This is a genomic window from Corallococcus sp. CA047B, assembly GCF_003612065.1.
GTDB classification, from domain to species: Bacteria; Myxococcota; Myxococcia; order Myxococcales; family Myxococcaceae; genus Corallococcus; species Corallococcus praedator.
Window position 1 is genome coordinate 1 of sequence record NZ_RAWD01000123.1, and the last position, 25,434, is coordinate 25,434.

21 protein-coding genes are annotated in these 25,434 nt (G+C 69.0%); 12 read left to right on the forward strand and 9 right to left on the reverse strand.

All coding sequences use genetic code 11. The features are described from left to right. Positions 1-86: 86 nt before the first annotated feature. The 5 genes from menA to D7X74_RS20005 all read left to right on the forward strand — a co-directional run bounded on the left by menA (position 87) and on the right by D7X74_RS20005 (position 6,557). The gene (gene menA / locus D7X74_RS19985) at positions 87-941 is read left to right on the forward strand and encodes a 1,4-dihydroxy-2-naphthoate octaprenyltransferase (protein WP_158622264.1); all 855 of its coding nucleotides are present in this window, start codon (positions 87-89) and stop codon (positions 939-941) included. A 214-nt stretch (positions 942-1,155) separates the two neighbouring features. Next, positions 1,156-3,090, forward strand: a complete 1,935-nt coding sequence (locus tag D7X74_RS19990; protein ID WP_120534579.1) for a hypothetical protein — start codon at positions 1,156-1,158, stop codon at positions 3,088-3,090. A 15-nt stretch (positions 3,091-3,105) separates the two neighbouring features. After that, the gene (locus tag D7X74_RS19995; protein ID WP_120534580.1) at positions 3,106-4,284 is read left to right on the forward strand and encodes a hypothetical protein; all 1,179 of its coding nucleotides are present in this window, start codon (positions 3,106-3,108) and stop codon (positions 4,282-4,284) included. A gap of 97 nt (positions 4,285-4,381) precedes the next feature. Further along, positions 4,382-5,638, forward strand: coding sequence for a c-type cytochrome (locus tag D7X74_RS20000; protein WP_120534581.1), 1,257 nt, complete (start codon positions 4,382-4,384; stop codon positions 5,636-5,638). Between the two features lie 256 nt (positions 5,639-5,894). Then, positions 5,895-6,557: a DUF4476 domain-containing protein gene (locus tag D7X74_RS20005; protein WP_120534582.1), complete on the forward strand. Its 663-nt coding sequence runs from the start codon at positions 5,895-5,897 to the stop codon at positions 6,555-6,557. A gap of 92 nt (positions 6,558-6,649) precedes the next feature. On the opposite strand, the gene D7X74_RS20010 is transcribed toward D7X74_RS20005, so the two are convergent. After that, positions 6,650-10,900, reverse strand: a complete 4,251-nt coding sequence (locus tag D7X74_RS20010; RefSeq protein ID WP_370450779.1) for a carbohydrate binding domain-containing protein — start codon at positions 10,898-10,900, stop codon at positions 6,650-6,652. A 442-nt stretch (positions 10,901-11,342) separates the two neighbouring features. Here D7X74_RS20010 and D7X74_RS20020 point away from each other — a divergent pair, with 442 nt between their 5' ends. Further along, positions 11,343-11,642 (forward strand): hypothetical protein, encoded by a 300-nt coding sequence (locus D7X74_RS20020; protein WP_120534584.1) that lies wholly within the window; start codon positions 11,343-11,345, stop codon positions 11,640-11,642. 15 nt (positions 11,643-11,657) lie between these two features. Here the strand turns inward: D7X74_RS20020 and D7X74_RS20025 are convergent, their stop codons facing one another. After that, on the reverse strand, positions 11,658-12,935 hold the full coding sequence (locus D7X74_RS20025; RefSeq protein ID WP_233595699.1) for a BamA/TamA family outer membrane protein: 1,278 nt from the start codon (positions 12,933-12,935) through the stop codon (positions 11,658-11,660). 205 nt (positions 12,936-13,140) lie between these two features. Continuing rightward, positions 13,141-13,875: a lysophospholipid acyltransferase family protein gene (locus D7X74_RS20030; RefSeq protein ID WP_370450780.1), complete on the reverse strand. Its 735-nt coding sequence runs from the start codon at positions 13,873-13,875 to the stop codon at positions 13,141-13,143. Between the two features lie 104 nt (positions 13,876-13,979). Between D7X74_RS20030 and D7X74_RS20035 the strand changes: the two genes are divergently transcribed. Next, on the forward strand, positions 13,980-14,441 hold the full coding sequence (locus D7X74_RS20035) for a MaoC family dehydratase (RefSeq protein WP_233595698.1): 462 nt from the start codon (positions 13,980-13,982) through the stop codon (positions 14,439-14,441). A gap of 80 nt (positions 14,442-14,521) precedes the next feature. Continuing rightward, complete coding sequence (locus D7X74_RS20040; RefSeq protein WP_120534587.1) at positions 14,522-15,682, forward strand: fatty acid desaturase; 1,161 nt, start codon at positions 14,522-14,524, stop codon at positions 15,680-15,682. Between the two features lies 1 nt (position 15,683). Here the strand turns inward: D7X74_RS20040 and D7X74_RS20045 are convergent, their stop codons facing one another. Beyond that, a complete protein-coding gene (locus tag D7X74_RS20045) occupies positions 15,684-16,181 on the reverse strand; it encodes a hypothetical protein (protein WP_120534588.1) in 498 nt (165 codons plus the stop codon). 161 nt (positions 16,182-16,342) lie between these two features. Here D7X74_RS20045 and def point away from each other — a divergent pair, with 161 nt between their 5' ends. Further along, positions 16,343-16,969, forward strand: a complete 627-nt coding sequence (gene def, locus D7X74_RS20050; RefSeq protein ID WP_120534589.1) for a peptide deformylase — start codon at positions 16,343-16,345, stop codon at positions 16,967-16,969. Then, on the forward strand, positions 16,966-18,045 hold the full coding sequence (locus tag D7X74_RS20055; protein WP_120534590.1) for an NADH:flavin oxidoreductase/NADH oxidase: 1,080 nt from the start codon (positions 16,966-16,968) through the stop codon (positions 18,043-18,045). Before def ends, D7X74_RS20055 begins: the two co-directional genes overlap by 4 nt. Before the next feature lie 22 nt (positions 18,046-18,067). On the opposite strand, the gene D7X74_RS20060 is transcribed toward D7X74_RS20055, so the two are convergent. Beyond that, positions 18,068-18,949, reverse strand: coding sequence for a type VI immunity family protein (locus D7X74_RS20060; protein WP_158622265.1), 882 nt, complete (start codon positions 18,947-18,949; stop codon positions 18,068-18,070). A 17-nt stretch (positions 18,950-18,966) separates the two neighbouring features. After that, positions 18,967-19,764, reverse strand: coding sequence for a hypothetical protein (locus D7X74_RS20065; RefSeq protein WP_120534592.1), 798 nt, complete (start codon positions 19,762-19,764; stop codon positions 18,967-18,969). A gap of 38 nt (positions 19,765-19,802) precedes the next feature. On the opposite strand from D7X74_RS20065, the gene D7X74_RS20070 reads away from it, so the two are divergent. Both D7X74_RS20070 and D7X74_RS20075 read left to right on the forward strand, forming a co-directional pair. Then, positions 19,803-20,651 carry an MBL fold metallo-hydrolase gene (locus tag D7X74_RS20070; protein WP_120534593.1) on the forward strand — a complete coding sequence of 283 codons (849 nt, stop codon included), beginning with the start codon at positions 19,803-19,805 and terminating at the stop codon, positions 20,649-20,651. Between the two features lie 31 nt (positions 20,652-20,682). Further along, entirely contained in the window at positions 20,683-21,858 is a 1,176-nt protein-coding gene (locus tag D7X74_RS20075) for an FAD-dependent monooxygenase (RefSeq protein WP_120534594.1), read from the forward strand. Positions 21,859-21,947: 89 nt separating this feature from the next. Here the strand turns inward: D7X74_RS20075 and D7X74_RS20080 are convergent, their stop codons facing one another. The 3 genes from D7X74_RS20080 to D7X74_RS20090 form a co-directional block, all read right to left on the reverse strand. Further along, a complete protein-coding gene (locus tag D7X74_RS20080; protein ID WP_120534595.1) occupies positions 21,948-22,709 on the reverse strand; it encodes an alpha/beta fold hydrolase in 762 nt (253 codons plus the stop codon). 32 nt (positions 22,710-22,741) lie between these two features. Beyond that, positions 22,742-24,301: a DUF4139 domain-containing protein gene (locus D7X74_RS20085; protein ID WP_120534596.1), complete on the reverse strand. Its 1,560-nt coding sequence runs from the start codon at positions 24,299-24,301 to the stop codon at positions 22,742-22,744. Next, a partial coding sequence (locus D7X74_RS20090) for a DUF4139 domain-containing protein (RefSeq protein ID WP_120534598.1) occupies positions 24,301-25,434 on the reverse strand: 1,134 nt, incomplete at its 5' end. The genes D7X74_RS20090 and D7X74_RS20085, both read right to left, overlap by 1 nt.

The following is a 25,434-nucleotide window of genomic DNA, read 5'->3' on the forward strand; positions in this document are numbered from 1 at the left end:
GTCCCCCCTCTATGAACCCACTGCTTTCGCAGCCGTCGTCGCCAGCGCTTCTGGAGGCGACGCCGTCCCTGGCCCGCGTCTGGTGGTTGGCCCTCCGCCCCAAGACCCTCACCGCTTCGGTCGCGCCCACGCTGCTGGGGTGGGCCTTCGCCTGGTCGGAGGGAGTCTGGCGGCCGGTGCCGGCGTTCGCGTTCCTGATCGGCTTCGTGCTGATGCAGATCGTCAGCAACCTGGTGAACGACTACTCGGACTTCGAACGGGGCGCCGACACGGCGGAGCGGCTGGGCCCCGCGCGGGTGACGCAGAAGGGCTGGCTGAGCGCGCGCCAGGTCGCGAGCGCCGCGGCCCTGGCGTTCACCGGCTCCTTCCTGTCCCTGCTGTTCCTGACCCAGGAGGGAAGCTGGCCGGTGTTCGTGGGCGGGGCCTTCTGCCTGGCGGGCGCGGTCTTCTATTCGGCGGGCCCCGTGCCGCTGGGCTACCTGGGCCTGGGGGACATGCTGGTGCTGCTCATCTTCGGCCTGTCGGGGGTGTGCGGCAGCTACGTCGTGCTCTCCCACCACGTCACCCAGGAGGTGATGCTGGCGGGGCTGTCCATGGGCCTCATCGCCGCGGGCATCCTGGCGGTGAACAACCTGCGGGATCGCGACACGGACAAGGTCGTGGGCAAGAACACCCTCGTCGTGAGGTTCGGCCGCCGCTTCGGGCAGTGGGAGTACACGGTGGCGGTGGCCGGCGCGTTCCTCATCCCCGTCCTGGCCTGGCTGCTGCTCCCCGAGCACCGCTCAGGTTGGCTGCTCACCCTGGGGGGACTGCCCCTGGCGGCGAAGGAGATCCGCGCCATCTGGAAGGAGGACGGCAGCGCGCTCAATCCGCACCTGGGCAAGACGGCGGGACTCGGGCTGGTGTTCTCGCTGCTGCTGTCGGCCGGCTTCCTCCTGTAGTCCTACCCGGCACGACCGGTGGTCCGCGAATTGCGCGGACTCTCATAATGTGGTCAGTTCGGTCCGATGAGGTGTTCTCCTCCCGACCTTTCCCTGCGCTTCACGACTTCGCGCCGCGAAGTGCGAGGGGCGTTGGGGGAGCTGGGACGTGTGGGCCCGCGCGAGAGAACACCTGGTTCCTTCTCCCCCCTGTTTGATCCCGGCCTCGTCTTCCATGATCCGCTCAATCCTGCTCAAGAGCGCGTGGTGCGCCCTCCTGGTGCCCCTGCTGTCGTGCAACCTCCTCAAGGTCACTGACGACGAGGGCTCCACCACCGGCCGCGGCGCCAAACGATTCGACCCCTATCAAGGTCTCAACTCCGGCGCGGTCCGGCTGAGCCTCCAGTACATCAACGGCTGCGCCTTTCTTCCCAACGGCCAGATGGCCGCGAAGAACGGGACGCCCAATGTGCGGCCGGACGGCACGGTCATTCCGTACCCGGACGTCTGCATCACGCCGCTCGGGCAGGATCCGCTGATGCTGTCGCCGCCCACGGGCACGATGCAGATCCTGGCGGACACCCAGTACTTCCTGAACCAGTTCTCCGTTTCGGAGACGGTGGTCAACCAGCACACCAACCCCACGGACCTGAGCGCCGCCCTGTCGTGGATCAAGACCCAGACGGCGTTCTCCGGCCTGGACTGGAGCAACGTCAGCCAGGGCCAGGACGAGTGGAGCTTCTACAGCCTCGCCGGCGTCGTGGAGGAGTGCTGGACGCGCGAGGTGCTCTTCGGCAACGCGAACTGGCAGAAGGTGACGGATGACACCATCACCGTGGAGGTGCTGGACGAGGCGGGCACGCCCCGCGCCAGCCAGACCTACCTGCGCTCGGAGCTGCTCGCGTCCTCGCCCTACGCGGGCCACTCGCGCTTCTCGTGGCGCTCGGAGAACCTGAAGCCGCCGCGCTTCCCCGGTGACAAGGACCCCGGCACCGTGACGGGCCTCGCGGGCGGTCTGGCGCAGCCCCCCACGTTCCGCACCATCGCGCGCGTGGACATGGTGGGCAGCACCAACCCCTTCAAGGTGCTGCGCGTGCCGCGCCTGTCGGGTCCCGGCGCGCTCCGGGCGACCTGGAGCCAGCTGCCCAACAAGCCGTTCTTCTTCCCCGTCACCTACGTGCTCCCGGAAGACCGTCCCTCCACCTGCACCGACGACGCCGGCCAGCCCGTGCAGTGCAGCCCGGGCCTGGATTCGCGGCTGACGTTCTCGCCCCCCACCGAGGGCAGCTTCTACAAGCCCGGCGAGGACGTGAGCGTCTACGTCGACCTGCGCGACAACGCGGGCAACCACCTGCACACGCCGGAGCTGCTGCCCAGCGCGCGGGAGATGATCAACAACCAGTCCAACGGACTGATCACCTTCGTGCCCAGCGTCATCGCCACCGTCACGGAGAACGACTCCATCCCGAACGTGGCCATCGCCGGCCCCATCCAGGACTTCAAGGTGCTGGGCGACCCGAGCGACAAGCCGCAGTTCCTGGCCCGTCCCTTCCCGTTCGCCTTCATCGATGACGCGACGTTGACGGGCCTGACGCCGGGCCTCGCGGACTTCAAGTGGCCCACGCGCCAGACCTTCTCCCTGCCCGCGGACGCGAAGCCGGGCACCTACGTGGCGCTGGTGAAGTTCAACCGCGCCGCCATGGGGGAGCGCGTCGCCAAGCTGTCGCCGTTCTTCTTCCAGGTGGGTCAGGACGAGGCGACGACGTACCCGGGCAACGTGGGCAACTGCCAGATCTGCCACCGCGGCGTGAACTCGCTGGACAACCTGCGCCACGGCCTGTCGGTGGACCACATCGAGAGCTGCAAGGTGTGCCACCACTACGACACCGACACGGTGGGCCGCACCCAGGAGATGGTGCACCGCATCCACATGAACTCGCCGCGCTACCCGGCGGACCGGGCCGACTGCACCGTCTGCCACCTGACGCGCAAGAGCACCGAGCGCCCCAGCCTGTCCCTGTGCGGTTCGTGCCACCTGTCGCAGCACGGCGATGAATTCTTCCAGACCGCCTTCAAGCAGCGCGGCGCCGTGAACAAGTTCGGCAACTGCGCGCAGACGTGCCACGGCGGCGAGCAGCTTCCCTCCAGCCACATCCTCCCCGCGAAGTAGGGGATGCGACGAGCCATGCACAAGTCCCTCTTCGTTGGAACGCTCCTCGGTGTGAGCCTGTTGGGCGTCGGCTGCCAGGAGTCCGGCACGCCCGCGTCGTCGACCTTCGTCCCGCGTCCCGTCTACGTGAACCGCGAGCCGGCGGGCCTCACCACCCGGCTGACCGGCTTCACGGTCGACCCGGAGGCGTACTTCATCAACCTGGCGACCTGCTCGGAGCTGTACGGGCCGGTGGTCAACGGCCGCAAGCAGTGCCCGCTGCCGCCGCTGTACGCGGAGTTCAGCCCGCTGTTCCAGCGCTCGACGGTGCGCAACTCGCTGGTGACGGTGCTGGACACGGTGCCGGACTTCACGAAGCAGCCGCCCGCGCCGCCCGCGCCGCCGCCGCCGGTGATGGCCAGCGCGGCCGGCCTGTGGACCATCGAAAAGGTGCCCACGCGGCCCTGGCCCAAGGTGCCTCCGGCGGACCCCGCCACCTACGTGCCGCCCATCTACCTCATGCTGTCGCTGGGGGAGGGCGCGCTGGCCAACGACGCGCCCACGCCGTTCCCGCTGCCCCCGGTGCCCGTGGGCAACTACGTGCCCACCGCGGCCGCGCGTCCGGTCGTCACGGGCCACAGCGCGTGCGTGGGCCTGGAAGCCATCCAGGTCAGCGACAAGGGCATCCTGGAGGCCGTGGCGAAGTACCTGAGCACCGAGGGCACGGCCGTGACGGTGCAGGACCTGCTCAACCCGGCGCGCTACGCCGGCGTGACGGTCTTCTGGCTGTACCGGCCGGGCTTCCCCGTCTTCCGCGTGCCGGCGGACAACACGACCGTGACTGCGTCCGCAGGCCGGGTGTTTCAGGTGGAGTGGGCGCCTCCGGGCGCGCTGCCGCCTCCCCTGGCGCCCTTCCAGTCCACGCGCGGCTTCTTCATCGCCCCGACCCCTCCGGGCGCTCCGGCGGCCACCGTGAGCAGCGTGGGCATCGTCGCCATCGTCCACCCGCCCCTGATGGGGCCTCCGGTGCCCGTGGTCTACACGGTGAAGGATCCGACCACGAGCACCGTGGAGAACCGGCCCTGGAAGACGGATCCGATCGTGCTTCCTCCGACGCCGGGTGTCGTCACCTTCGCGGGTCTCCAACTCGCGGACGCGGTGCCCCTGGATCAGCCGAACATTCCCCCGCCCAGCACCTGCGTCCCCGGGCAGTAGTCGCCGTCCGTTCCACCCCCAACGCCTCCCGCTTCGCCCTCTCCTTCACCGGAGAGGGCGGAGTGCTGAATCCACGCCGTACGGAGCAACGTTCCCCATGATGAAGAAGATCCTGCTGGCCGTAGGAGTCCTAGTCGTCCTCGTCCTGATTGGTGCCGGCTCCGCGATGGGCGTGGCCACCCACAAGGTGAATAAGACCTACGAGGACGTCGCGCTACCCAACATCACGCGCGACTCGTCACCGGAAGGCATCGCGCGCGGCGAGCAGGTCTTCCGCGCCGTCTGTGCCGAGTGTCACGCGGGTGGAGGCAACACGAAGCCCGTGGGCGTGCGCATGCACGACTTCCCGCCAGACCTGGGCACCTTCTACTCGGCGAACATCACGTCGGATCCGGAGAAGGGCGTGGGCGCCTGGACGGATCAGGAGATCGCCCGCATGGTGATCAACTCCATCGACCGCAACCATAAGTTCCGCCCCATGCCGCCATTCCCCAACATGGGCGACAAGGACCTGGCGGCGGTCATCGGCTTCATGCGCTCCGGCCACCCGGACTTCGCGCCGGAGAAGGCGCAGCCGCCGCGCTCGGAGCTGACGCCCCCGGGCCGGATGGTGTTCTCGTTCGCCATGGGCATCAACGACAAGTCGCGCACCGCGGAGGTGCCGGTGCCCGCGAAGGCGGCGGACTCCGTGGAGTACGGCCGCTATCTGGCGGCCAGCGTCTACGACTGCGTCTTCTGCCACTCGCCGGGCTTCGACGGCAGCGAGGCGAAGATGAAGAACCCCGACACGGTGCTGAGCGGTGGCTTCGAGTTCGACCTGACGCCGATGGGCGGCGAGGGCAAGCTGCTGTCGCCCAACATCTCGCCCAGCGAGACGGCCGGCATCGGCAAGTGGACCCTGGATGACTTCCTGGTCGCCATGAAGTCCGGTGTGACGCCGGACGGCCACATCCTGCGCCCGCCGATGCCCAAGTACCGCTACGCGGACGACGTGGAGCTGACGGCCCTCTACACCTTCATCCGTTCCATGAAGCCCAACGACAAGGTGATCCCGCCTCCCGCGGGCGGCCGTCCCAAGGTGGAGCCCGCCAACAACGACCCGGAGAAGATGTTCAGCTCCCTGGGCTGCGCGACGTGCCACGCCCCCGGCAAGGCCTACGAGGCCAAGCTCCAGGGCGCGAAGGGCAAGCCCGTGGAGGAAGTGGCCAAGTGGATCCGCAACCCGGAGGCCTTCAAGCCCGGGACGCAGATGCCCACCTACGCGAGCCTCGTGGACGAGAACAACGCGCTCGCGCTGGCGAAGTACGTGCTGGGCCGCACGGGTGGCACGGTGAGCGAAGGCACCACCCCCTGAGCGTCGTCCTGCTTTCGTCGGGCCGCTTCTCCTGACGGGAAGCGGTGTCGCTCCCGCCGCCCCGATTTCGCGCCCCACGCCGCTGCTGGCCTGGAGGACCGGAGTCGGGGCGGTCTTCTTTTGGGCCGGGGCCCGGACCTCAAGAAACAGTTCCGTACACTTCTGGTGAATAAATGAACGGAGGGGCCGTGGAGAGGTGGCAGCGGCGATGACGCCCGACGGTCGGGCGAGCCCGCTCCCATCTCAAGGAACTTCCATGAACCCGATTGTCCGCGCCGTGCTGGCCTCGTCCCTGTTCGTCTCCTCCGTCTGCTTCGCCCAGGGGGCGGAGATCAACATGCAGGTGGATGTTGATGATCAGGACATGCCCGCCGCGCGCATCCAGGTGAAGGCGTCGGGGCAGGACGGCCAGGACGGCGCCACCGTGAAGGTGCGTGGCGGCGGGGCGATGATGGACGTGCGCGTGACGGGAGGCATGACGACGACCGAGACGCGCACGGAGACCCGGACGGAGACGAACACGGAGTACGTGGCTCCTGTCCGTGAGCGTGAGCGCGAGCGTGCGCCCTCGCACGGCTCCCGCGACTGTGGCACGGGGACGGACGAAGGCTGCAACACACGGCGGGACGGACAGTTCCCGATGGACGCCAGCACCTGGCGCGGCTTCTACCAGTCGCTCAAGAGCGAGCCGAACGAGATCGTCCGCGAGGAGAAGGCGGGCAAGATGCTCAAGCGCGTCTACCTGACGGCGGCGCAGTTCGGCATGGTGTTGGACCTGTTCCCCAATGAGATCACCCGCCTGGACGTGGCGAGGGAGGCCGCGCCGCACGTGGTGGATCCGCAGCACGCGCTGGGCTTCTCCTCCAAGTGGAGGAACTCCATCAGCGGCAGCGAGTACACCGACCTCATCACGGAGTAGTCGGCGCGACAAAGCCGAACGCCTGAAGTGAAGAGCCCCCGCGCCTCGTGAAGGCACGCGGGGGCTCTTTGCTTGGGTGACGCGCTACGGGGCTAGCGCCACGTGTCGTTGAGCGTCACGGTGCCGCTGGCGGGCGTGGTGGAGGCGCGGTTGGCGCCGCTCTCCCAGACGACGTTCCCGGCAGCGTCCTTCTTGATGTACTTGTATTCAAAGGCGGTGGAGCCGGGCAGGCCCACCGTCGCGTCCCACGTCGGGTAGTTGGCCGGTGAGAGCAGGATGGCCGCCGCCGGACTCCAGCTTCCCAGCGCGGCGAGGCTGCCCACCACGTAGACGTTCTGTCCCTGCACGGTGCTCGCCGTCGAGCGGAAGGTGACGGCGGCCCCGGACGTCGCGGTGGTGACGCTCAGGGCGCTGCCTTGCGCGGACGCGTTGCCGGCATTGTCCCGGGCGCGCACCGTGTAGCTGTAGGCGGTGCCCAGGGTGAGGCCCGTGTCGGTGTACGCCGTGGAGGCGGGCGAACCCACCAGCGTGCCATTGCGGTACACGTCGTAGCCCGCGATGCCGCTTGAGTCCGTGGAGGCCGTCCACGTCAGGCTCACCGTCGTGGCCGTCTTGGACGGGGACGTAAGGCCCGTGGGGACGCTCGGGGCGGTGGTGTCGGTGGAGGGGGCGCCCGCGGTGATGACGCCCGCGGTGAACGTGGAGGTGCCCTCGGGCAGGAAGTAGTTGAGCCCGCCGTTGTTGTCCCACGTGCCGCTGCCGTTGTTGAAGACGGCCTCCAACTGCGTGGCGCTGCCCAGGCTGACGGTGAGCTTCGCGTAGCCGGCCACCTCCGCGTTGGGCATGGCCGTGCCGGGCGTCACCGTCCACGTGCCGCCCGCCGGGCGGGAGTGCATGTACGGCGTGGTGAAGCCCTTCTTGTAATAGACGGTCGCGGTGCTGCCCGTGCTGGTGGTGACGGAGAGCGCGGTGCTCGCCGCGGACGTGTTGCCCGCCGCGTCCTTCGCCTTCACGGTGTAGCTGTAGGCGACGTTGCTGGACAGCCCGGTGTCCGTGAACGCCGTGCCCGTGGGCGTGCCCACCTGGGTGCCATTGCGGAACACGAGGTAGCCCGTGACGCCCACGTTGTCCGTGGAGGCCGTCCAGGCCAGCGACACGGACGTGTCCGTCTTCGACGGCGCGGTGAGGCCCGTGGGCGTGGAGGGCGCCGTGGTGTCCACCACCGGTCCGCCCGGGGTGATGGTGCCGGCGTTGAACGTGGAGGTGCCCGCGGGGAACAGGTAGTTCAGGCCGTTGTTGTTGTCCCACGTGCCGCTGCCGTTGTTGAAGACGGCCTCCAGTTTGTCCACCGCGCCCAGGTTGACGGTGTACTTCGCATAGCCCGCCACCTCCGCGTCCGGCATGGCCACGCCGGGCGCCACCGTCCACGTTCCACCCGCCGGGCGGAAGTGGATGTACGGCGTGGCGAAGCCCTTCTTGTAATAGACGGTGGTGGTGTAGCCGGTGCCCGTCGTCACCGCGAGCGCGGTGCTCGCCGCGGACGTGTTGCCCGCCGCGTCCTGGGCCTTCACGGTGTAGCTGTACGTCGTAGAGGAGGACAGGCCCGTGTCCGTGTAGCTGGTCCCGGTGACGGACGCGACCTGCACGCCCCCGCGCAACACGAGGTAGCCCGCGACGCCGTAACCGTCCGTGGACGCCGTCCAGGACAGCGCCACCGACGAGCTCGTCACCGTCCCGGCCGCGAGCCCCGTGGGCACCGACGGCGCGGTGGTGTCCGGTGCCTTGGTGGTGACGGAGAGCGCAGTGCTCGCCGCGGACGTGTTGCCCGCGGCATCCCGCGCCTTCACCGTGTAGCTGTAGGCGGTGCTCGGCGTCAGGCCCGAGTCCGTGAAGGACGGCGTGGCGCTGGTGCCGACCTGCGTGGCGCCCCGGAACACGAGGTAGTCCGCGACGCCCACGTCGTCCGTGGAGGCCGTCCACGTGAGCCGCACCGAGCGGTCCGTGGTCGTGGCCGCCACGAGCCCCGTAGGCGTGGAGGGCGCGGCGGTGTCCACCACCAGGAAGGGCGCCGTACCGGCCACCGTGCCGTTGAGGTCCTCCACGTACTTGCCGCCGGTGAGCGTGTAGCGGCCCGCGCCCACGTAGACGGATTGGATCTCGCTGCGGGTGACGTTGCCGCGCGTGTCGGTGGCCTCGATGTAGTAGTCGAGCAGCTGGTCGCGGTAGCTGCCCACCGTGACGTAGTAGAGGTCGCCCGTCTCCTGCGCCGGCACCTTCGCCATCACCGCCAGGTGCGCGGGCTGCCAGGACACGCCGTTCATGGACGGGCGCAGGTCGCGGCGCTTGAGGGGATGGTCCACCCAGGCGCCCACGCGCGCGGTTTCGATGTTGGGGACGCCCGCCGTCTTCAGCGCCGCCGGGTCGTAGACCTTGTGCGTGTTGTCCGTGGGGTCGATGGACTTCGCCGTGTGCACGCGCACGCGCGCCTTGATGCTGGCGATGCCGCTCACGTCATGGGCGTACGTGTAGAGGCCGAACACGTTGTTGAAGTGGTGCAGCGTCCAGCCCTCGGACTTGTCCGTGTTGGCGCTGCCCGGGTTGTACGGCCAGCGCTGGGGCCACCACACGGACGGGCCGGTGCGGTCCTGCGTGAGCCGGTCCTGCACGTAGGGCTTGGAGAAGTAGAGCGACTGGTTGAAGGACAGCGTCGGCTTGACGATGTCGTCCACGTTCTCGTCGTAGTAGCCGAAGCCGGAGTCCATCGCGGGCAGCAGGAAGTACCAGGACAGCTCCGCGGGATTGGCGCCGCCGGCCCAGTCATTGGCCGCGTCGCCCTTCACCGGGAACGAATACATCCACGGGTTGAGCTGGTTGCCCGCGTGCGTCACCTGGCTGTCGAGGGCGGTGGTGGGCTGCCAGTGGTTGGGGTGCGCGTCCAGCCAGATCTGTTCGGCCGTCTTCGCGTAGTTGAGGGCTGCCTGGAGCTGGGCGAAGTTGCGCTCCAGGTAGTGCCAGCCGTGCTCGAAGGAGACCGTCATTCCTTCCTGCAGGCCGCTCAGGTTCGTCTTGGGCGCCAGGTTCAGGCCGGTGGCAGCGTTGAACGCGGGGAACTGGCCCTTCCAGATGCCCATGGGCAGACGCCAGTGGTGCCACTGCGGATCCGACGACGAATCGCGCGTGTCCACCCAGGAGCCGTCCTGCACGTGCACCACGTCGCTGGCGACCGGGGTGTGGGCCGCCAGGTATTCGCTGATGCCCAGACACTGCACGCCCCCGGCGCAGGTGGCGCTGCGGCCGTTGTACCAGGTGTCCGAGGAACCGGCCCGGCCGCCGCTGTTGTCGCCGTCATGGGCAATCACGAAGAACTGCCGCTGCGGCACCAGCCCCTGGAAGCTCTGGAGGTTCACGACGTCCACCGTCGCGGAGCCCTCCCAGCCCTCCAGCCAGGAGCCGTTCTGGTTCACCGGGATGCCCACCACCTTGGACTCGGCGCCGGTGGCGGGGTCCACGTAGCGCACCCAGTGTGGCGTGGAGGCGAAGGGGTACTTGTTGCGGATGGTCTGCTGCTCGTGCGCCATCTGCGCGCTCACCCAGCTGCCCACGCCGCTGGTGTTCTGCAGGTCCGCGCGGTTGGGCGGGGACACCAGCGTGTCCGCGCCCGGGTCGTTGAGGAACGGGTAGTCCTTCAGCGTGCGGGAGAAGTGGTTGTCACCGATGACGGACCACTGGACGCCCAGCTTCGCGAGGGTCGGCACCAGACGCTCGGAGAACCCCAGCTCCGTGGGAAAGAAGCCCGGGGACGCCTGGAAGCTGCCGCCCAGGAAGTAGGGCTGCGCGAGCGTGGCGCTCTGGTAGACCAAGTCCTTGAGGAAGTAGTCGTTGCCCACCAGCGGCCCCATGCTGTGGTGGCCGGTGAAGTGGATGAGGTCCAACGTCCGCTTGCCGGAGGGCGTGCGCAGGGCGTCGTACTTCGCCTTCCACGGCGAGCCCCACGACGCGTTGTCGTAGCCGGCCACGTTCCTGCGCGTGGACAGGTCATGGACGTTGTTCACCACGGCGCCGGACATCGTCACGTGCACCTGGCCGGTGGACGCGTTGGTGCGCATGTCCTGCGCGACGTCCGGCGGCCAGTACAGGTACGCGCCCGTCTTCGCGTTGTGCGAGTAGTACGTCACCAGATCGTCGTGCGGCATGGGCGCGCCCGACGGCAGGAAGTACGTGTAGTTCGCCGGGGGCGACTGCTTGATCTGGATGACCTGTGCGTCGTAGGCGTAGCGGATGGGACCGCCCACGGGCGTCGTCGCGTATTGCGAGACGTCGTAGTACGGCCAGAAGTTGGGCATGTGGTTGTGATACACGTGCGCCGCCGCGATCGACTGCGCACGCGACAACCCGGGGGACACCAAGGACGTCACCGCCGCGAGCAACGCGACGGCCTTCAATCCACGCATGAGGGAGCCTTGTCTGGGAATGACACGAATGCCGTGAATCCCGGACTTGTTCTAATGCGGTTCCCGCGTGTCTCAAAACAGGGGGAAGGAAATGGATTATGCGGGGATGCCGACGGTGAGGGCGGCGACATGGCCTTCCGCCACGCTGCCGGTTGAGGGTGAGCGGCACGCCCGCCGCGGTGCCGGAGAGGCCCGCGATGCTGGAGCGGATGTCGCTGCGCACGATGCCGGAGAGGGTCAGGGCATTGGCCCCGTTGGACCCGTCGCCACCCATGGCATTGCCAGACGTTTCCTGGGTAGTATGGCCTTCCACGAATAACAGGAGAGGTGCCCGATGAAGCGTCTGTTCATGTCTTCCCTGGCGGTGCTTGCCATTCATGTGGCGGGGTGTGGCGGTGGGATGGAGGAGGGCGAGGTCCAGGCCCCCGCCGAGCCCGTCGTGAACGACAAGACCCAGGCGGGTCCCATCAACGGGCCCTTCTACGGGACCCACGTCGACCATTTCAGCGACTCCACCATGACGACGCGGGTGGGCGTCCGCGAGTGGGGCTGTTCGAGCGCGACCATGCTGATCAACTGGGGCGTGGAGGGCTACGAGCGCTCCTACAAGTTCCTGTGCGCGCAGGAGTTCTAGGCCAGGCGCCTTCTCTCAAGAAGGCGTGACGCCCGCGACCAGGTAGACGCGCACCTGCCCGGAGTTGACGCCGTAGGCCACGTCCACTCCGAGCAGGGGCAGCACGACGTTGCTCAGGTACAGGCGCAGGCCCGCGCCCACGCCCTGGGCCACGGTGGCGTGGTCGAGGCCGGACTTCGACTCCGGCAGGTAGCCCCGGATGACGCGCCCGGTGGAGTCGGTGAGGGTGCCGTCGGCGGGCAGGTCGCGAAAGGCGATGACGCCCGTGTCGGAGAAGCCCACGCCCCGGAACGCCAGCGATTTGATGGAGAAGAGCGGGAAGTGGTACTCGGCGGTGAAGGTGAGCCGGGTGTCGCCGCGGAACTGGCGGTACTGGAAGCCGCGCAGGGTGTTGCCGCCCATCACCAGCTCCTGGTGGAAGGGCAGGTCCTTTCCCACGGACAGCTCGCCGCGCAGGATGAGGTTGTTCTCCGTGAAGAAGCGCAGGCCCTGGCGGTAGAGGACGCCGAACTTGCGGTAGCGGAACTCGCTCCACACACCCGGGACGGACACCTCGTAGGAACCCTCCAGGTTGAGGCCCTCCGTCACCGCGTGCAGTGTCTGGCGCGAATCCAGGCCCACCATGAAGCGCAGCGACGTGTCCCGCAGCGACGGGCCCGTGGAGAACGCCTGCGTCGTCACCGGCTTCTCCGGATCCGGGGACTGCGCGTCGATGCTGGCCAGGCGGTACTTGGCCGCCGCGCGCACGCGCTCGAAGAGGATGAAGCCCAGCTCTCCCGCGAGCGACGCCGAGTTGAGCCGCGTGCGCCGGACGATTTCCGGGGCGTCCTGGCTGGCCCCCGGAAGGTACTCGTCCACGCGGTCGCTTCGCAGCTGGCCCTCCAGGCTGAACTTGAGCTGCGGCAGGCCGAAGACGAGCGGATCCAGGTAGCCCACGAACAGGCCGCTCTCACCGGTGCTGACCTGCGCGGCGGCGGCGAACTTCTTCGCGCGCCCGGCCAGGTTGTTCTCCGCGTAGAGCAGGCCACCGCCGGTGTTGGCGGACGACAGCGCCACCGTGGGGGCCACCACCCACGAGGCCTTGTCCTTCACCTCCAGCAGCAGTCGCACGCGCCCGTCCTGCCGGGGCTCCGTGCGCACATGCACTTCCTGGAACAGGCCGGTGGACAACAGGCGCCGCTCCACCTTCTTCAGCTCCTCGTCGTCCACCATGTCGCCCACGCCCACTTGCGCGTAGGAGCTGATGGTCCCGTGCTTCGTCTTGCCGGGGCTGTCCACCACGACTTCCGCCACCTCCGCCTTCCCCGGGAGTCCGGAAGTGGACGGTAGGACGTCTTCTTGAGCACGGGCTCCGGATGCGCCCAGGCCCAGGAGGGCCACGGCGAGGACCGACAGGCAACGGAAGGGATTCAGGCGGACAGGCACGCCCTGCTCATACCCTTAAGTCGCCGCTTCGGAATGGGCTCAAGGTGCCGGGGCCGTCACGGGCGCGTGATGCTCAACGTTCGGCTTCCATGCGCGCCTTCTCGCTGACAATGACGTCGCGCACATGGTCGCGCAGGGCGTGCACGTCCCCGGCGAAACCGGCCGGATCGATGGGCTCCAGCACGCGCACCCGGGCGTGGACCGCCTGCTGGATGACGAGCCCGTGCTTGGGCATGGTCCGCGCGGTGCCGGTGAGCACCACGGGGATGATGGGGCAGCGCTGCTGGATGGACAGCGTGAAGGCGCCGTCCTTGAAGGCCTTCACCTCGCCGTCCTTGGAGCGGGTGCCTTCGGGGAACATCAGGATGGGGATGCCGCGCGCAAGCCAGCGCTCACACCCGGCCATCATCTGGATGATGCTCGCGCGGTCCCCCCGGATGAGCGGCACATAGCGGTTGAGCCGCATGTTCCAGCCGATGAGCGGCAGCTTGAAGTTCTCCGCCTTGGAGACCCACTTGAAGGGCCGGTAGAGGCCGAAGAGCACCAGGATGTCCCCCAGCGACTCGTGGTTGGCCACCAGCACCGCCGCGCCCTTCCAGGGCAGGCGGTCGCGCCCCTCCACCTTCAGGTTCCACAGCGGGTTCACATAGAAATACAGCTGCGCCCAGAAGCACGAGTACAGGTGGAGCACGCGCCCATCCGCGTCGAACGGGCGTGTGAGCGCCCACACCAGGAGCGCTCCGAGGAACAGCACCGCGCTGGACAGCGCGAAGAAGAGCCAGAACGCGATCGAGAGGAGGATTCGGATGATTCCCACTCTGTCATGGATGGGTGGATCCACACACCGTAGGTGAGCATTAATCGCACCCATTGCACGGGCATGAAGGGGCACAGGACATGGATTCGACGCAGATGGGTGAGCAAAAGGCGCTGTTCCTGGATGACCTCCAGGTGGGCCAGCGGTTCACCAGCGGCACGCACGCCCTGGACGCAGAACAGATTCGCGCCTTCGCCCGGGAGTTTGATCCACAGGGCTTCCACCTGGACGACGAAGCGGCCAGGGACACCCTCTTCGAGGGCCTGGCGGCGAGCGGCTGGCACACGGCCGCCATCACCATGAAGCTCAATGTCCAGGGAGGGCTGCCCTTCCGAGGAGGCATCGTCGGGGCGGGCGGGGAGATCCGCTGGCCCAAGCCCACGCGCCCCGGGGACGTGCTGCACGTGGAGAGCGAGGTGGTGGAGATCACGCCCTCGCGGACGAACCCGGCCCGGGGCATCGCCACCGTGCGCAGCGAGACGCGCAACCAGAAGGGGGACGTGGTGCAGGTGCTCACCGCGAAGCTGGTCCTGCCCCGTCGCCCGGCGAGCGGGTGAGCTGGAAGGAACGCTTTTCGGCGCTCCGGGTGGAGGTTAGCGTGCGGCCTCGCCCCGTCCCGCTCCCGAGGAGTCCTTCCATGTCCCGCGGCACCCCCGACTTCGACCTCGCCTCCGTGGACGTGGAGGGCTTCTACCGGGAGCTGAAGGAGATCCGCGCCCAGGTGGATGCGTCCCTGGGGGAGGCGGACGCGGCGCACCTGCGCAAGCTGGAGCGCTGGGGGCGGGTGGCCACCTGGCTGGGCGTGGGCACGGCATGGATTGCTCCCAACCCGTTGAGCGCGGTGGCGCTGGGGCTGGGGCGCTCGACGCGCTGGCTGCTCATGCACCACGTGGGGCACCGGGGCTACGACCGGGTGCCGGGCCTGCCGGCGTCGCGCACGAGCAAGGCGTTCGCCAAGGGCCACCGGCGCTTCCTGGACTGGCTGGACTGGATGCTGCCGGAGGCGTGGGTCTTCGAGCACAACGTGCTGCACCACTCGCACACTGGCGAGGACGCGGATCCGGACCTGCTGGAGCGCAACGCGGAAGGGACGCTCCGGGACACGGGCCGTCCGCTGCCGCTGCGCTACGTGCAACTGGCGCTGTTGGCCATCACCTGGCGCGCCAGCTACTACGCGCCGGAGACGCTGGGGTCGCTCAGGCGCAAGGGCCGGCGTGAAGGGGGCTCGCTGACGCGGGCGGAGGTGTGGGAGCTCGTCACGCGGTGCTACCTGCCGTACGCGGCCGTCTACTTCGGCCTGTACCCGGCGGCGTTCCTGGTGCTGGGTCCGTGGGCGGCGTTCAGCGTGTTCTGCAACTCCGTGCTGGCGGACGTCGTCACCAACCTGCACACGTTCTTCGTCGTGGGGCCCAATCACACCGGCGAGGACCTGTACCGGTTCGACAGCGCGCCCGCGAACAAGGCGGAGCGCATGGTGCAGCAGGTGCTGGGCAGCGCGAACTACCGCACGGGCGGCGACCTCAACGACTACGCCCACCTGTGGCTGAACTACCAGATCGAGCACCACCTCTGGCCGGACCTGCCGATGCTCAAGTACGCCCAGGTGCAGCCCCAGGTGAAGGCCCTGTGCGAGAAGTACGGCATCCCCTACGTGCAGGAGAGCGTCTGGACGCGCGCGCGCAAGATGGTGGATGTCGTCGTGGGCAAGGCCTCCATGATGCGGCTGGTGAAGGCCGGGGCACGTCCCACCACGGACGCGAGCGTGGACGCGGCGGCGGCGGAGGCCTCCGCGGCCTGAATCAGGCGGGCGGTGCGCGGCGACGGCGGGGCAGGGGGGCGAGCGCCACGGGCGTGGCCTCCACCGTCGTCTCCTCGTGGCGGATGGCCTCCGCGTTCACCACGCGCACGCCGTCCGGCTGCACGGGCAGGCCGATGGTCTCCACGAACAGGCGGTAGCTCTCCTCCAGCCGCCGGTGCAGGGCGATGAAGGTCTGGTGCGCGGTGCCAGGCATGTCCTCGGTGTAGGTGAAGTACCAGCGCAGCTCGTCCAGGCGGGCGTAGAAATGATCCACCACGGCCTGCTCCTGCTCGGATAGGTGGATGAGCTGGATGAAGGCGCCTTCGGCGTAGTGCGACGTCACCGTCTCCACCAGCGGCCCCCGGCTGCGCAGACGCGAGAAGAGGATGAACATCTCCTCCCGGCGTGCGGCCAGGCGGCGCATGATTCCAGCGGCATCCAGGGCGAGCAGGTTGCGAACGCGCGCGCTGGTCTCTTCGGCCTTCTTGCGGCGAGCCATGGTGCGACGCAGCCTATCGTCAGTGGCCCTTCCTCCGTGAGGACCCAGACGCCTGGGAAGGCGGGGGGACGCCTTCCCAGGGGGAAGGCAGGCGGCCGGGCCCATTTCCGCCTCACGGTGATGCGGCGCGGCAGTGGAGCGGTTGCTACGGTGGGGCCACCATGGTGCTCAAGATCGTCCAGGCAGGAGAGCCGGTGCTGCGACAGCGCGCCCGCGAGCTGACCCCCGAGGAAATCGGCAGTGAGGAGACCCGCCAGCTCATCGCGTTGATGCGCGACACGATGCGGGACGCGCCCGGCGTGGGGCTGGCGGCGCCCCAGGTGGGGGTGGGCCTGCGGCTGGTGGTCATCGAGGACCGCGCCGAGTACCAGGTCGGCGCGACGCCCGCGGACCTGGCCACGCGGGAGCGGGCGCCGGTGGCGTTCCACGTGTTGATCAACCCGAGGCTCGTGGTGGAGGACCCCACGCCGATGGAGTTCCACGAGGGGTGTCTGAGCGTGAGCGGGTTCGCGGCGCTGGTGCCCCGGGCGCGCGGCGTGCGGGTGGAGGCGCTGGACGAGCAGGGGCAGCCGGTGACGCTGTCGGCGCGCGGCTGGTACGCGCGCATCCTCCAGCACGAGGTGGACCACCTGGACGGCACGCTCTACGTGGACCGGATGGAGACGCGCAGCCTCACCACGCAGGACAACCACCGTCGGCATTGGATGGGCAAGAACACCGCGCAGGTGCGTGCGGCGCTGGGATTGCCCGAACGACAGACATCGCTTCCCCCGGAGGACAAGTCATGAGCAACACGAAGCTGTTCACCCCCCTGAAGCTGCGTGACATCACGTTGCGCAACCGCGTGGTGGTGTCCCCGATGTGCCAGTACTCGAGCGAGGACGGCTTCGCCAATGAGTGGCATGTGGTGCACCTGGGCAGTCGCGCGGTGGGTGGCGCGGGGCTGGTGTTGACGGAGGCCACGGCGGTGGAGCCGGAGGGCCGCATCTCGCCGCAGGACCTGGGGCTGTGGAAGGACGCGCATGTGGAGACGCTGGCGCGCATCAACCGCTTCATGCACCAGAACGGCGCCGCGTCGGGCGTGCAGTTGGCGCACGCGGGCCGGAAGGCCTCCACGCTGCGTCCCTGGGACACGGGGAGCCACGGTTCGACGGTGACGCCGGAGCACGGCGGCTGGACGCCGGTGGGACCGACGGCGGAGGCGTTCGAGGACGGCTATCCGAAGCCGGCGGCGCTGGATGAGGCGGGCATCGCGCGGGTGGTGAAGGCCTTTGGGGACGCGGCGGTGCGGGCGAAGGCGGCGGGGTTCCAGGTGGTGGAGCTGCACGCGGCGCACGGCTACCTGCTGCACGAGTTCCTGTCGCCGCTGTCGAACAAGCGGACGGACCGGTACGGCGGCTCGTTCGAGAACCGCACGCGCTTCGCGCTGGAGGTGACGCGCGCGGTGCGGGCGAAGTGGCCGGAAGGCCAGCCGCTCTTCATGCGCATCTCCGCCACGGATTGGGTGGAGGGGGGCTGGACGGCGGAGGACTCGGTGGCGCTGGCGAAGCTGGTGGCGAAGGAGGGCGTGGACCTCATCGACTGCTCGTCGGGCGGCGTGGTGCCCGGGGTGAAGATTCCGGTGGGGCCGGGCTACCAGACGTCGCTGGCGGAGAGGGTGCGCAAGGAGGCGGGCCTCCTGACGGGCGCGGTGGGGATGATCCGCTCCGCGTTCCAGGCCGAGCACGTGCTGGCCACGGGGCAGGCGGACGTCGTCATCCTGGCGCGGGAGCTGCTGCGGGATCCGTACTGGCCGCTGCGCGCCGCGACGGAGCTTCACGCGGACATCCGCTGGCCGCACCAGTACGAGCGCGCGAAGAACTGAGCAGGGACGAGGGGACGCCGGTTCAGTCGTCGAGGAACCGGCGGTCCCACTGTTGGAAGGTCGCGGCGGGGAAGCCCGGGGGGCCATGGGGGGCATGGAAGGCCCAGGGTTCCAGGACGCGGGCCAGCTCCCGGTACGCAGGCAGCGGCTGGTCGGGGCCTCCGGGTTCTGGGGCCGTGCCCAGGGTGACGACGGCCCGGGACGCGTCCAGGGACTCCACGGTGGTGCCGGGCGTGTGGAGTTGGGAGCGCAGGAAGTCCGTGCCGCCCATTTCGCTCAGGGATGGATCCCCAATGAAGGTCATCCAGTGAGGGACGCGCAGGCGGGTGCCGATGTCATAGGCGGTGAGCAGCAGATCCATGACGTCGACGCCTGGATGCTGGAGCAACTGGGGGACGAGATCCTTCATGATGGTCGCTCCATCCAAGAAGCCCGTCGCGGAGAGCCCCACATGCCCTGAGTTGAAGGGCAGCCGCGAGGCCAGTGCGAGTGCCAGATCCCGGACGCGTTGAGGGCCATGTGCTTTCAGCCATGACGTGGGAAGAATGAATTGAACGGCTGTGACTGCTCCCGGGTTACGACGAAACATCGGGTTGTGAAGATCCTTGCCGTCATAGTTGAACTCATACTTGTCGGGATGCGGCCTGTCGTCTGTGAGCGCGACGTGCGTGCGGATCGGGCGCAGGAGTTTGGCGCGAATGATTTCCCTGCTGGCATCATCCAGGTCGCACCACTCCCCATCCTCGTTGGCATAGAGCGTGAGGGCCTGCATCCCGACGGTTTCAAGAAAGACACGCAACGACCCCAGGATGTCGCTTGATACCTCCGCGGTAGATTTGGAGAAGTAGAAGCAGATGCAGATGCTTTCTTGCGTGAATGCTCTGCCTTTTCGCGTGACCTGCATCCTCGGAGTTTCCATGGTCAGGGCCCCACTCCCAGCCAGGGAGAGACACGAAAGACGGATCGAGTCCGAAACGCCTTGATGTACATGTCGCGCTGGCTGCTTCCTTCGTAGGGATGCCCTCGGGGGTAGTCACGCCACTTGGGCCAATCCGAGATGTCGATACAAGGAAACTTGAAGTCGAATGCGGCCTGGATCTTCATTGGATGTCCCTCATGAAGCACCACATCGGGAACAAGGGAACCTTTCAAATCAAAGAAGTTCCCGTCGCGCCGAATACCGTCAACTTGGTCGGGTGACAGCCAGGTTGTCTCCTCGCTTTCCAGATCATACTGATAGGTGGGTTCGAGGCTGAATTCACCTGGCCGGAGTTCATTCAACTTCTCAGCGGCGCAGCTCAGGGCGACGCGATGCATCTCCTCCCCAAGAATCATGGCCCGGGTGAGGGTCTTTCTCTTCTTGTCGGTGCCCACTTCCAAGCACTCCTCCCGGGTAGGGCTGCGGGTCCCGAAGTGCTCGAGGATGACCTCCGTCCGTGCCTTGTCCGCGCATTCCTTCAAGGCCTCCGAGACCTGCTCCAGTTGCGCCTCATCCAGGAGCTTCGCCGCCGCGACCGCCGAACCTCCCGCGGTCCCCACGGCCCGGATGGCCCGGGGGAGGATGGACTCCTGTCCGGCGGCCTGGGCGCAGTAGGCGGGTTGGGTCCGGCAGGCGTTCGTCGCGGAGTCGAGCTTGAGCCGGCCCTGCCCATGCCCGCAGCCCTGGAGCAGCACCGCGATGCCCAGCAACCCCAACGTCCACAGCGGCGTCCAACGCACGAGCGCCTTCCTTCCAAAGTCCGCATAAGCTTTCCGCCATGCTGACCGAGGTGCAGGCAGGACCCTATACCGTGCGCGGTATCTCCGTGGGCGGCGTGTACACGTCGCTCCTCGTGCCGGAGCTGGGCGTGCTGCTGGATGCCGGCGTTCCCATCCGCTCCTTCGCCGGCACCGACCGCATCTTCCTGAGCCATGGTCATGCGGATCATGCCAGCGCGCTGGGTTCGCTCCTCGGCATCCGTGCGCTGGTGGGGAAGGGCCCACCGCAGGTCTACCTCCCAGCGGAAATCGAAGCCCCCGTCCAGGAGGCCATCGCGGCGCTCGGGCGACTTCACCGCATGAAGGCAGACCTCCACACCGTCCCCATGCGTCCCGGTGACACCCTGAAGCTCCAGCAGGACCTGTGGGTGCGTGCCTTTCGCACGCACCACCCCGTGCCCTCGCTGGGCTACCAATTCATCCGCCGCGTCTCCAAGCTCAAGCCCGAGTACCGCGAGCTGCCTCCCGCCGAAATCGGCCGCCGCCGCCAGGCCGGTGAGCCCCTCTTCGATGAAGTCGAACGTCTGGAGCTGGCCTACTGCACCGACACGCTGTCCAACGTGCTGGAGCGCCAGCCGTCCCTGTTCGACAGCCGCGTGCTCATCCTCGAGTGCACGTTCATCGACGCGGAGCGCACCGTGCGTGATGCGCAGGAGCGGGCCCACATCCACCTGGAGGAGATCGCCTCCATGGCCGACCGCTTCCAGAACGAGGCCCTGGTCCTGATGCATTTCAGTCAGGCTTACAGCCCCGCTCAGGTCCACGCGACCCTCCAGGCCCGCCTGCCCGCCTCGCTGCTGGAGCGTGTGCGAATCTTCGCCCCGGACTCCGGCCGCTGGTTCGGTTGACCTCCAGCGCCGGCCTTCCTGAAAGGCCGCCATGTCCCTGCCTTCCGCCGCGTCTGCCCCCGTCCGACATGTCCTCATCGCAGGGGCGGGCATCGGAGGACTCACGCTCGCGTGTGCCCTCCACCGCGCGGGCCTGCGCGCCACCGTCCTTGAACGCGCGGACGCGCTGCGGCAGGTGGGCGCGGGCATCACCGTCCAGATGAACGCCTCGCTCGCGCTGCGCCGCATCGGCCTGTGCGACGCGGTGGTGGCTGAAGGGGCTCGGGTGGACGAGACCGTCCTGTTCGATGCGAAGGGCGCGCGCCTCACCCGCATGGACGTGGGCGCGCTCCAACGGGAACTGGACGCGCCGATGGTGGCCGTGCACCGCGCCCGCCTCCAGTCCGTCCTGCGTGCCCACGTGGGCCCGGAGGACACCGTGCGCCTGGGTGTCGCGGTGACGGGCTTCCAGGACGACGGCGCCCGCGTCACCGCGTCCCTGTCCGATGGCACCACCGTCTCCGGCGACGTCCTGGTGGGCGCGGATGGCCTGCGCTCCGCCGTGCGCACCGGCTTGTGGGGGCAGCAGCCCACCCGGTACTCCGGCTACACGAGCTGGCGGGGCGTGTGCCCGGCCGCGGACCTTGTGTCCACCGGGCACCTGTCCGAGACGTGGGGGCCCGGCGCGCGCTTCGGCATCGTGCCCATCGGCCATGGCGAGGTGTACTGGTACGCCACGCTCAATGCTCCTGCGGGGACGGAGGATGCTCCCGGACAGACGCTCGCCGTGCTGCGCGAGCGCTTCGCCGGATGGCATGCGCCCATCGCGGCCCTGCTGGATGCGACGTCTCCGGACCGCGTCCTGCGCACGGACATCCACGACCGTCCTCCGTTGCGACACTGGAGTCGGGGCCGCGTGACGCTCCTGGGCGACGCCGCGCACCCGATGACGCCGAACCTGGGGCAGGGCGGCTGTCAGGCCATCGAGGACGCCGTGGTGCTGGCGGAGTGCCTGGCGGCGCCGGGCCCGGTGGAGGACGCACTGCGCGCCTACGAGGCCCGTCGGGTGACGCGCGCCAACCAGATCGTCGTGCGCTCGTGGCGCATGGGTCGCGTGGGCCAATGGGAGAACCGGGCCGCCTGCTTCGTGCGCGATGCGCTGATGCGGCGCGTTCCCTCGAACGTCGCCACGCAACAACTCAGGGACATGGCGAAGGCCGCGCTGTGATGCGACGCACCGCCCGATGGGCCGTGCCCCGTCCGTCAGTCAACGCTCTCTTCGTCGATGCGGTCACGACCCCGGAGCGACCGTGATTCCTATCGCGTGACGGACGCCAGGAAGGGCTCCACTCGGGGCAACACCTTCGCTGCCTTCGCCCAGGCGCCTCCATGCTCCGCGCGCTCGATGCTCGCGAAGCCCGCGCCGGCCCGCTCCGCCACCGCCTTCATTGCGTCGTGGTACGGATCCTGATCGCCGCAGTAGAGGAGCCCCGGCCTTCCGGAGCGCACCAGCGCGTCATCCAGACCCGTCGTGTCCTCGCAGGCCTTGAGGCACAGCCGCAGCGCCTCCTGGTCTCCCGCCTCGATGGCCTCCGCCAGCTCCGGCGCGCGCTGAGCACTCATCAGCAGCACCTGGAACCAGTCCACCACCGGCTCCGGCGGGAGCTGCTTCGCCAGCGCCGCGTACGCCGTACGCAGGCCGTTGACCGGATCCCAGCCGCCCACCACGTACGACGCGAGGCGCTCCGGCGCGAAGGCCGCGAGCCCACACACCGTCCAGCCCCCCATCGAGTAGCCCCACGCATGCGCCTGGGGAATCGACAGCGTGTCGAGCACCGACAGCACGTCCTCCACGCGGCGACGCAGCCCATAGGCTCCGGGCTCGTGGGGCGTGTCGCTCTGTCCGTGCCCCAGCGAGTCGAACGTCACCACCGTGTACGCGTCCTTCAGCGCGGGCACATACCCCTTGAGCGTCCAGTGCGAGCCCAACTGGAGCAGCCCGTGCAACAGCAGCAGGGGAGGGCCCCGGCCTTCGACCTCGTAGTGGATGCGGCGGCCGGACTTCGTCGCGAACGGCATGTCTCCCGGGCTCCTCTTTCGTCGCGAAGGGACTACAGGCCGGACACCTTCGCGGCGCTGGACACCGTGAAGCCGAAGGCCACCGTCTGGCGTGAGCGCGGCGGCAGGTTCAGTTGGAAGCGCACGATGCCTTCCTCGCTCACCTTCGTGGGCGCGGGCTTCGTGGCGTCCTTGAGCAGCGCCACCTCCACCGCCTCGACTTCGGACACCGGCATGCGCTCCTCCACCGCCAGGTCCGCCGGCTTCGCCCCCATGTTGGAGACGAACAGCTTCACCCGCTGCGTGCGCGTGCGCCGTCCGGTGATGCGCGCGACCTCTTCGCCTGCGTCCACCTGCCGCGACACCCGCAGCGAGTCCTCGCTGCCGAAGCCCAGCTTCACCCGCTCGCCCCGGCCGGAGAACTTCAGCTGCGCGCGGCCCACGTAGCCCTTCTCGCGCACCAGATCCACCGGCCCCGCGAGCAGCACCGCCGGCCCGGTGTTGTCGAACCGCGCCACGCGGTGCACCAGCGGCGACTGCTCCGGACAGGCCACCAGCTCCGAGCTGGCCGGGGATGTGAACGCGAACAGCGCAACGCGGTGGGCCTCGCCATCCGACGGCACCGTGGCCTTGTGGGTCGCCGTGAGCGTCACCGGTTCGCCGCCGTCGTCCATTCCGGGCAGCGCATCCGCGGCCTTCGTGGCGCCGGCCTCGCCCGTCGTCTGGAGCGCCTCCTCGCGGATGGACACGTCCACCACCTGCTTCTCGCGCACCGTCTTGTCGCGCAATGACAGCCAGTCGTCCTGGAGCCGGGGCGGCGTCGCGCCCAGCGTGGGACGCGCCGTGGAGAAGGCCAGCGTCACGTCCTTCCAGGCCTCGCCCGTGTTCTGCCAGACGACGGCTTCGCACTCCAACGTCACCGTCGCTGCCTCCGGCGTGGAGCGCAGCGCCGCGCGGTAGGCCGGACGCCAGGCCGCGCAGGGCACCAGGTACGTCAGCGTCAGCGTCGCCGGGCCTCCCGCCGCGTGGCTCACGTCCAGCTCCGCGCGCACGTCCAGCGTCGGCTCCGGCCGCTCCGTGCGGGACAGGATGTCGCGGGTCTCCTGCTGGTGCTGGCGCTGGAGGCGGGCCTCGTGGCGCCGGGCCTGCCGGAGCGCGTCGTCCGTCGCCGTCTGCTCCTTGCGAAGCGTGTCGAGCTGTTCCTTCCACCGCGCGGGGTCGGCCTCTCCCGCGCCGGTGCGCTCGGCGATGGCGCGCAGCACCTCCGCGCGCGCGGCCTGCATCAGGTTCCGCTTCACCTCCAGGCGGCGCACCTCCGCTTGGGCCTGCTCCAGCGCCTGCTCATGTTCGAACCCCCGGCGCGCCAGCTCCGTGTGTTGTTCCCGCAGCGCCTCCGGGAGCACGGCGCGCATCGAGCGGCGCAGGCTGGCCTGCGTCACCATGCCGCCCGTCAGCTTCGCCTGGAGCGAGCGGTCCACCGCCACCGCCGGAAGTCCGTCCACCAGGAGTCGGGTGGCGCCTTGCGGCAGCGTCACCTCTCCACTTCGTTCGATGAGGGCCCGGTCCTCCAGGACCGTCACCTTGACCAGGGGCAACAAGATGGAAGTGCGCATCACGTCCTCCGGTTTCCGCCGAGCAGCATCTTGCTGGCGGGCAGCTTCACGACCCACGTCGCCTTCAGGGAGCGCTTCTCTCCGGCGGGAATGCTCACGCGCCAGACACGCTCACCCTCCACCGCCGCCTCGCCCGGGATGGGCAGGGGCTTGTGCCAGGGCGGCACGACCTCCGTCTCCTCCACCTTGATGTCCTTCTGGGATTCCGGCACCGCGCCCACCCGTTCGGAGACGGCGATGCTCACCGGCCGGGAGAGGTGGTTGGCCAGCTCCACCGACACGTGGTGCGTGAGCACCGTGCTGTTGCCGAACATGCCGCCCGTGGCTTCGTCGAAGCGGGTGTTGCGCGCCACCTGGAGCGCTTCTTCCACGCCCAATCCCAGACGCTGCGTCTCTCCCGGGCCCATCGTGGGCAGGGGGGACGTCATCAGGAACTCATCCTCCAGCGTCACGTCCACCGGGCCCGCGAGCAGGGGATGGGGCGTCGGATTGTCCAGGCGCACCGTGCGGAAGACGCGCGGCTCCACGGAGGGCACGCTCACGTACTCGGCCTTGAACTCCACCGGCAGCGTCAACATGGGCACCGTGTGCCACGCGCCGTCGGACGGCACGTCCGCGCTCGCGTCCGCGTCGAAGCGCGCATCGAAGTGCCGGGCGGATTCACGCGGCGGCACGGCCCAGGTGGGCGGCGACAGCATGTTCACGGCGTCGGCGGTGGCCATGGCGACAGCCACCAGGCTCACCACGTCCACCTGCACGCGCACCGCCGACAGGGCCAGCATCGCCTGCGTGACGTGCGCCGGACGGGGCCGCAGCCGGCCGCGTTGCGCGGGGGAGCCGGGCGGGGCCAGCGTCAGCGATTCATAGTCGAGCAGCCCGTCCGCCGGCTCCAGGCCGTCCGCACCGGCCGCGCCCCCTTCCTCCTCCTCGGGCATCGACATGTCCGCCATCGGGGCGTCGTCGAAGTCCGCCATCGCCTTGCGCTTCTTGGCGCGCTCCATCCCTCCGCCCCCCTTGGGCGCGGGGGCAAGATTCCTCGACTCCTTCTGGACGGCGACCTCTCCGGTGACACTTCCACCACGCGGGGCGGAGGCCGCACGGCCCAACATGGGCGCTCCCGGACGCCTGGGCGG

Bases quoted from the DNA above. Each gene is read 5' to 3' on its own strand.
- D7X74_RS19990 (WP_120534579.1), top strand. From the start codon at position 1,156: ATGATCCGCTCAATCCTGCTCAAGAGCGCGTGGTGCGCCCTCCTGGTG.
- D7X74_RS19995 (WP_120534580.1), top strand. From the start codon at position 3,106: ATGCACAAGTCCCTCTTCGTTGGAACGCTCCTCGGTGTGAGCCTGTTG.
- D7X74_RS20000 (WP_120534581.1), top strand. From the start codon at position 4,382: ATGATGAAGAAGATCCTGCTGGCCGTAGGAGTCCTAGTCGTCCTCGTC.
- D7X74_RS20005 (WP_120534582.1), top strand. From the start codon at position 5,895: ATGAACCCGATTGTCCGCGCCGTGCTGGCCTCGTCCCTGTTCGTCTCC.
- D7X74_RS20010 (WP_370450779.1), bottom strand. From the start codon at position 10,900: ATGCCCAACTTCTGGCCGTACTACGACGTCTCGCAATACGCGACGACG.
- D7X74_RS20020 (WP_120534584.1), top strand. From the start codon at position 11,343: ATGAAGCGTCTGTTCATGTCTTCCCTGGCGGTGCTTGCCATTCATGTG.
- D7X74_RS20035 (WP_233595698.1), top strand. From the start codon at position 13,980: ATGGGTGAGCAAAAGGCGCTGTTCCTGGATGACCTCCAGGTGGGCCAG.
- D7X74_RS20040 (WP_120534587.1), top strand. From the start codon at position 14,522: ATGTCCCGCGGCACCCCCGACTTCGACCTCGCCTCCGTGGACGTGGAG.
- D7X74_RS20045 (WP_120534588.1), bottom strand. From the start codon at position 16,181: ATGGCTCGCCGCAAGAAGGCCGAAGAGACCAGCGCGCGCGTTCGCAAC.
- def (WP_120534589.1), top strand. From the start codon at position 16,343: ATGGTGCTCAAGATCGTCCAGGCAGGAGAGCCGGTGCTGCGACAGCGC.
- D7X74_RS20055 (WP_120534590.1), top strand. From the start codon at position 16,966: ATGAGCAACACGAAGCTGTTCACCCCCCTGAAGCTGCGTGACATCACG.
- D7X74_RS20060 (WP_158622265.1), bottom strand. From the start codon at position 18,949: ATGCAGGTCACGCGAAAAGGCAGAGCATTCACGCAAGAAAGCATCTGC.
- D7X74_RS20070 (WP_120534593.1), top strand. From the start codon at position 19,803: ATGCTGACCGAGGTGCAGGCAGGACCCTATACCGTGCGCGGTATCTCC.
- D7X74_RS20075 (WP_120534594.1), top strand. From the start codon at position 20,683: ATGTCCCTGCCTTCCGCCGCGTCTGCCCCCGTCCGACATGTCCTCATC.
- D7X74_RS20080 (WP_120534595.1), bottom strand. From the start codon at position 22,709: ATGCCGTTCGCGACGAAGTCCGGCCGCCGCATCCACTACGAGGTCGAA.
- D7X74_RS20085 (WP_120534596.1), bottom strand. From the start codon at position 24,301: ATGCGCACTTCCATCTTGTTGCCCCTGGTCAAGGTGACGGTCCTGGAG.